The 6,876-nt window shown below is 65.3% G+C and carries 5 protein-coding genes; all 5 read left to right on the top strand.

What is annotated here, in order from left to right:
* Positions 1 to 374 precede the first annotated feature (374 nt).
* Positions 375 to 1,607: a 3-methyl-2-oxobutanoate dehydrogenase (2-methylpropanoyl-transferring) subunit alpha gene (locus NKI37_RS31700; protein WP_023687602.1), complete on the top strand. Its 1,233-nt coding sequence runs from the start codon at positions 375 to 377 to the stop codon at positions 1,605 to 1,607.
* A 2-nt stretch (positions 1,608 to 1,609) separates the two neighbouring features.
* Positions 1,610 to 2,623: an alpha-ketoacid dehydrogenase subunit beta gene (locus NKI37_RS31705; protein WP_023687603.1), complete on the top strand. Its 1,014-nt coding sequence runs from the start codon at positions 1,610 to 1,612 to the stop codon at positions 2,621 to 2,623.
* 2 nt (positions 2,624 to 2,625) lie between these two features.
* Complete coding sequence (locus tag NKI37_RS31710) at positions 2,626 to 4,029, top strand: dihydrolipoamide acetyltransferase family protein (protein ID WP_352791836.1); 1,404 nt, start codon at positions 2,626 to 2,628, stop codon at positions 4,027 to 4,029.
* Positions 4,030 to 4,264: 235 nt separating this feature from the next.
* The gene (lpdA, locus tag NKI37_RS31715; protein WP_352791834.1) at positions 4,265 to 5,653 is read left to right on the top strand and encodes a dihydrolipoyl dehydrogenase; all 1,389 of its coding nucleotides are present in this window, start codon (positions 4,265 to 4,267) and stop codon (positions 5,651 to 5,653) included.
* A 206-nt stretch (positions 5,654 to 5,859) separates the two neighbouring features.
* On the top strand, positions 5,860 to 6,726 hold the full coding sequence (locus tag NKI37_RS31720) for a glycosyltransferase (protein WP_023707473.1): 867 nt from the start codon (positions 5,860 to 5,862) through the stop codon (positions 6,724 to 6,726).
* Positions 6,727 to 6,876: the final 150 nt, after the last annotated feature.

Raw genomic sequence — 6,876 nt, forward strand, 5'->3', positions numbered from 1 at the left:
GGCGGGCGCAGATTGTTCTCCCACCAACGCCCTATCACAGGCCCCCCGCCCCTCGCGCCCCCCCCCAGACCGCGGTGGGGCCCGCCCCACCTCTCCCCCGATCGACGGGGGAGAGGAAAGCGCGAGTTCGCCGACCTTGGTGCCTTCATCTCTCCCGGAGGCCGTGAAGTGACTATCTGCCGGAAATCCTGCAAAACTTTGCGCCTAATTGCGCGCCGCTCCCCAACATCGACAAGAAATTTCGCCGACATATCTGCATCTTGCGGTCGCCTGCCGGCCGTGACGCCGGATGGGTTGCGGCGCCCCATGAATTGGCGCTGTGCCGGGCGCGCGGATGTGCAAATATCACCGCAGCAAATGGGAGGACCATGGTCATGACCGATGCTGGGATGTTGCGGTTTCATGTGCCGGAGCCGGAAGTGCGGCCGGGCGGAACGCCCGACTTCTCCAACGTGCCTATCCCCAAGGCCGGCTCGGTGCCGCGCCCGGACATCGATGTCGATCCGCGCACCATCCGCGACATGGCGTTTTCGATCATCCGTGTGCTCAACCGCACCGGGGAGGCGGTCGGGCCGTGGGCCGGGCTGCTCACCGACGAGGAGCTGCTCGAGGGGTTGCGCCACATGATGACGCTGCGCAGCTTCGATGCCCGCATGCAGATGGCGCAGCGCCAGGGCAAGACATCGTTCTACATGCAGCATCTGGGCGAAGAGGCGGTGAGCTGCGCTTTCCGCAAGGCGCTGGCGCCGGGCGACATGAATTTCCCGACCTATCGGCAAGCCGGCCTGCTCATCGCCGACGGCTATCCGATGGTCACGATGATGAACCAGATCTATTCCAACGAGGCCGATCCGCTCAAAGGGCGGCAGCTGCCAATCATGTATTCGTCGAAGGAGCATGGCTTCTTCTCGATCTCCGGCAATCTGGCGACGCAATACATCCAGGCGGTCGGCTGGGCGATGGCTTCCGCTATCAGCAACGATTCGAAAATCGCGGCGGCGTGGATCGGCGACGGCTCGACGGCCGAATCCGATTTCCATTCCGCACTGGTGTTCGCCTCGACGTACAAGGCGCCGGTCATCCTCAACGTCGTCAACAACCAGTGGGCGATCTCGACGTTTCAAGGCATTGCGCGTGGCGGCTCCGGCACCTTTGCCGCGCGCGGCCTCGGCTTCGGCATTCCGGCGCTGCGCGTCGACGGCAATGATTATCTCGCCGTGCATGCCGTGGCCAAATGGGCGGCGGAGCGGGCACGGCAGAATCTCGGGCCGACGCTGATCGAATATGTCACCTACCGTGCCGGCGCGCATTCGAGCTCGGACGATCCGTCGGCCTATCGGCCGAAGACGGAATCCGACGCCTGGCCGCTCGGCGATCCGGTGATGCGGCTGAAGAACCATCTGATCCAACGCGGCGTCTGGTCGGACGAGCGTCACGCCCAGGCCGAAGCGGAAATCCTCGAGACGGTGATCGCGGCGCAGAAGGAAGCTGAAGGCCACGGCACGCTGCATGCCGGCGGCAAGCCGTCGACGCGCGAGATGTTCGAGGGCGTGTTTGCCGAGATGCCGCCGCATCTCAGGCGCCAGCGCCAGCAGGCGGGAGTCTGACCATGCCGAGACGGACCATGATCGAGGCGATCCGCGACGCCATGGACGTGTCGATGGCGCGCGACGAACGCGTCATCGTCTATGGCGAGGATGTCGGCTTCTTCGGGGGTGTCTTCCGCTGCACGGCAGGCCTGCAAGCGAAGTACGGCAAGAGCCGCTGCTTCGATGCGCCGATCAACGAATCCGGCATTGTCGGCTCCGCCATCGGCATGGCCGCCTATGGGCTGAAGCCATGCGTGGAAATTCAGTTTGCCGACTACATGTACCCGGCTTACGACCAGCTGACGCAGGAAGCAGCACGCCTGCGCTACCGCTCGAACGGCGATTTCACCTGCCCGATCGTTGTCCGCATGCCGACCGGCGGCGGCATTTTTGGCGGCCAGACGCACAGCCAGAGCCCGGAAGCGCTGTTCACCCATGTGTCGGGGCTGAAGACGGTGGTGCCGTCCAATCCTCATGATGCCAAGGGCCTGCTGATCGCGGCGATCGAGGATCCCGATCCGGTGATTTTTCTGGAGCCGAAGCGGCTCTATAACGGACCGTTCGATGGCCATCACGACCGACCGGTGACGCCATGGTCGAAGCATGAACTGGGCGAGGTCGCCGACGGCCATTACACGGTGCCGCTCGGCAAGGCGGCGATCCGCCGGGCGGGCTCGGCCGTCACCGTGCTCGCCTACGGCACCATGGTCTATGTCGCGCAGGCGGCCGTGGAAGAAACCGGCATCGATGCCGAGATCATCGATTTGCGGACCCTGCTGCCGCTCGATCTCGACGCGATAGTCGCTTCGGTGAAGAAGACCGGACGCTGCGTCGTCGTGCACGAGGCGACACTGACCTCCGGCTTCGGCGCCGAGCTGTCGGCGCTGGTGCAGGAAAATTGTTTCTACCATCTGGAAGCGCCGGTGGCGCGCGTCACCGGTTGGGACACGCCCTACCCGCATGCGCAGGAATGGGATTATTTCCCGGGGCCGGCCCGTGTCGGCCGCGCGCTTCTCGAAACCATGGGAGCCTAGGGATGGGCGAACACATCATCAAGCTGCCCGATGTCGGCGAAGGCGTTGCCGAGGCGGAGCTGGTGGAATGGCACGTCAAGGTCGGCGACCTCGTGCGCGAGGACGCTTTGCTCGCCGCCGTGATGACCGACAAGGCGACGGTGGAAATACCTTCGCCGGTCGATGGCGAGATCCTGTGGCTGGGCGCCGAGATCGGCGACACGGTGGCGATCGGCTCGCCCATCGTGCGGCTGAAAGTGGCGGGGGAGGGCAATGTCGCCGAAGGCTCGAAATCGTCAGAGGTCACGGCGGCACCGACCCCCACCCCTGCCGGGGCGAGCCACGGGTCTCGCCCGTCCTCCGGACCCCCACAAGAGGGAGGCGTTTCGGCCACGAAATCCGACGCCAAGTCGCCACCACCTGCACCAGCTGCCAAAAGCGCACGGGCAGCTGAGACTGAATCCCCCTCCCCCTTGTGGGGAGGGGCTAAGGGTGGGGGTGCTGCGCCGACATCTAAAGGTGCGGCACCCTCCGGCGCGCCGCGCCCGGAGGGCGAAAAGCCCCTGGCGTCGCCCGCCATCCGGCTCAGGGCGAAGGAGGCGGGGATCGATCTGCGCCAGGTGTCGGGTACCGGCCCTGCCGGCCGCATCAGCCACGAAGATATCGAGGCATTCCTGGCACGCGGACCGCAGGTGGCGAAGGCGTCGGGTCTGGCGCGCAATGACAGCGTCGAGGATTTCAAGGTCATCGGACTGCGGCGCAAGATCGCCGAAAAAATGTCGCTGGCGAAGTCACGCATCCCGCACATCACCTATGTCGAGGAGATCGACGTCACAGCACTTGAGGAGTTGCGCGCGGCGCTCAACAAGGAAAAGCGCAAGGGTGTGGAGAGGCCGAAGCTGACGCTGCTGCCGTTCCTGATGCGGGCGATGGTCAAGGCGATTGCCGACCAGCCCAACATCAACGCGCTGTTCGACGACGAGGCCGGCATCATCCATCAGCATGGCGGCGTCCATATCGGCATTGCCGCGCAGACGCCGTCGGGCCTGGTGGTGCCGGTGGTCAAGCACGCCGAGGCGCGCGACCTCTGGGATTGCGCGGCCGAGCTCAACCGCCTGGCCGAAGCGGCGAAGTCCGGCACGGCCAGCCGCGACGAGCTGTCGGGATCGACCATCACCATCACCTCGCTCGGCGCCATGGGCGGCGTGGCGACGACGCCGGTCATCAATCATCCTGAGGTGGCGATCGTCGGCGTCAACAAGATGATGGTGCGGCCGGTCTGGGACGGCACCCAGTTCATCCCGCGCAAGATGATGAACCTGTCATCGAGCTTCGATCACCGGGTGGTCGACGGCTGGGATGCGGCGGTGTTTGTGCAGCGGATCAAGGCGCTGATTGAGAAGCCAGCGCTGATATTTGTGGATTGAGGGGCGGAACGACCGAGATGACGGCGGGACAGCGCCCCCCTCTGCCTTACCAGGCATCTCCCCCACAAGGGGGGAGATTGGACGTCACGCAGGGTTTCGCCAATCTCCATCGTTGCAGGAATGAGCGAAGCGAAGAAGCTGCTGATCTCCCCCCTCGTGGGGGAGATGTCCGGCAGGACAGAGGGGGGCGCGAAGGATCGCGACGGAACATTCCCTCGCATCAAAGGGTCACGCCATGAAAGAAATCTCCTGCAAGCTGCTGGTCATCGGCGCCGGGCCCGGCGGCTACGTCTGCGCTATCCGTGCCGGCCAGCTCGGCATCGATACGGTGATCGTTGAAGCCGGCAAACCGGGCGGCACCTGTCTCAATGTCGGCTGCATCCCGTCCAAGGCGATGATCCATGCGGCGGAAGAGTTCGAGAAGGTCGCGCATATGGCCGGCGGCAACAGTCCGCTCGGCATTTCTGTGGCGGCTCCGGTGCTCGATCTCGGCAAGACGGTTGCGTGGAAGGACGGCATTGTTAGCCGGCTGACCGGGGGCGTTGCCGGGCTACTGAAGAAGGCCAAGGTCAAGACCGTCTATGGCTGGGCGACGTTCCGCGACGGCAAGACCGTCGCGGTCGAGACCGAGACCGGCACCCAGATCATCCGCGCCGAAACGGTTGTGATCGCCACCGGCTCGGCGACGGTGGAACTGCCGTTCCTGCCGTTCGGCGGCCCGGTGATTTCATCCACAGAAGCGCTGGCTCTCGGCGAGGTGCCGAAAAAGCTCGCCGTGGTCGGCGGCGGCTATATCGGGCTGGAACTCGGCATGGCGTTCGCCAAAATGGGCGCCGCGGTGACCGTGGTCGAGGCGCTGCCGCGCGTGCTGGCGCAGTATGATGCGGAACTGACCCGGCCGGTGGTGAAACGGCTGGCCCAGCTCGGCGTCGAGGTGATGCTTGGCGCCAAGGCCAAGGGGCTCAAGGGCGACGCGCTGCTGGTCGAGACCGCGGACGGCAAGAGCACCAAAATCGCGGCAGACAAGATCCTGGTCACGGTCGGCCGCAAGCCGGTGACGGAGGGCTGGGGCCTCGATCAGATCGATCTCGACATGGCCGGCAAGTTCATCAAGATCGACGACCAGTGGCGCACCTCGATGCGCGGCATCTATGCCATTGGCGACGTCACCGGCGAGCCGATGCTGGCGCACCGGGCCATGGCGCAAGGCGAAATGGTGGCCGAGATCGTCGCCGGCCACAAGCGCAGCTGGGACAAGCGCTCGATCCCGGCCGTCTGCTTCACCGATCCGGAGCTGGTGACGGCAGGGCTAACGCCGGAGGAGGCGAAGGCTTCAGGCGAAATCAAGATCGGCCAGTTCCCCTTCGCCGCCAACGGCCGGGCGATGACGAAACTCGGCGAGGACGGGTTTGTTCGTGTTGTCGCCCGCGCGGACAACCATCTGGTGCTGGGCATCCAGGCGGTCGGGCAAGGCGTGTCGGAAATGGCGGCGGCGTTCGGCCTGGCGCTGGAAATGGGCGCGCGGCTGGAGGATATCGCCGGGACCATCCATGCGCATCCGACGCAAGGCGAAGGCTTCCAGGAAGCGGCGCTGAAGGCGCTGGGCCACGCGCTGCATATTTGAAGTGCGCTTACCCTCCCCCTTGTGGGGAGGGTCGATCCGCGAAGCGGAGCGGGGGGGGGGTCCTCGCCGACCGTCAGCGCTCACCCCCACCCCGTCTCGCCATCTCCGCTTCGCTCCGATTGCGCGCCGACCCTCCCCACAAGGGGGAGGGTGGCCGTTCAGCCGTTGGTTGTCGCAGATCAGCGGAATGTACTAAGTGTCGGTCCATGGACACCGGCCTGAAGAAATACATCGCCATACGCTACAACATCGCCGCTGGCTTCAAGCCAAGCCAGTGGGACGGAAAGGGCCGCGCCAATCTCGACCCGGTCTGGCTGGTCGAGCGCCTGGCGTTGTTCGACACCTATTGCGCGTCGTCGCTCGAAGGCCAGTCGCTGAAGGATTTTACCGTCCTTCTGGCGTTCGATGCCGATACGCACGAGAACTATATTCGCACCGTGTGCAGCTGCGTGGCCGGTGTCGACGTCAGGCCGATCCTTGTCGAGGCGGGCGAGGATTACAATGATCGCTTCAATGCCTTCGTCCAGGCCGATACCGATGCCGACTATGTTTCGCTCACGCGGCTCGACAGCGACGACGCGCTGGCGCCGACCTTCATGGAGCGCGTCGAGCACTACGCGCGCCGGGAGATCGAAAAGCGTGTGGTGGACCTGCAGCCGCTCTACATTGCCTTTCCGGACGGCCAGAATTTCGACACGGCAAGCGGACGCTACACGCACCACGACTATGTCACGTCGGCGTTCGGCACGCTGGTCGAAAGGAGATCGCCGGCGATGAGCGGCGTCTACAGCGAGCACCACGCAAAAATGGCGACGCGCTTCAACACCGTCGTGGCGGCATCGAAGGGCGCGCAATGGTGCATCGTCATCCATGACAACAACGCCGCCAACGTGTTGAGGGGGAAGCCGGTCTCGGGGCCCTCCTTCACGGTGGGCCGACCGGGTGTCGAACCCAAGGTGCCAGCGCGAAGGCAAAGCGCGCCACGACAGGCGACGCAGCCCCGCATGGCGCCGCGGACCGCAGGCAACTTCATCCGGTTTCTGCTCGGACGACCGATGGCTCTGCGGAAGTAGCGGGCGCTTCACCCTCCCCCTTGTGGGGAGGGTCGATCGCGGAGCGGAGCGGGGTGGGGGTCCTCGCCGACCGTCAGCGCTCACCCCCACCCCGTCTCGCCATCTCCGCTTCGCTCCGATTGCGCGCCGACCCTCCCCACAAGGGGGAGG

The sequence above is a fragment of the Mesorhizobium sp. M0626 genome (assembly GCF_040320665.1).
Lineage (GTDB): Bacteria > Pseudomonadota > Alphaproteobacteria > Rhizobiales > Rhizobiaceae > Mesorhizobium.

What these genes read in the sequence shown, in the direction of transcription:
- NKI37_RS31700 (WP_023687602.1), top strand. Translation starts at nt 375, where the DNA reads ATGACCGATGCTGGGATGTTGCGGTTTCATGTGCCGGAGCCGGAAGTG.
- NKI37_RS31705 (WP_023687603.1), top strand. Translation starts at nt 1,610, where the DNA reads ATGCCGAGACGGACCATGATCGAGGCGATCCGCGACGCCATGGACGTG.
- NKI37_RS31710 (WP_352791836.1), top strand. Translation starts at nt 2,626, where the DNA reads ATGGGCGAACACATCATCAAGCTGCCCGATGTCGGCGAAGGCGTTGCC.
- lpdA (WP_352791834.1), top strand. Translation starts at nt 4,265, where the DNA reads ATGAAAGAAATCTCCTGCAAGCTGCTGGTCATCGGCGCCGGGCCCGGC.
- NKI37_RS31720 (WP_023707473.1), top strand. Translation starts at nt 5,860, where the DNA reads ATGGACACCGGCCTGAAGAAATACATCGCCATACGCTACAACATCGCC.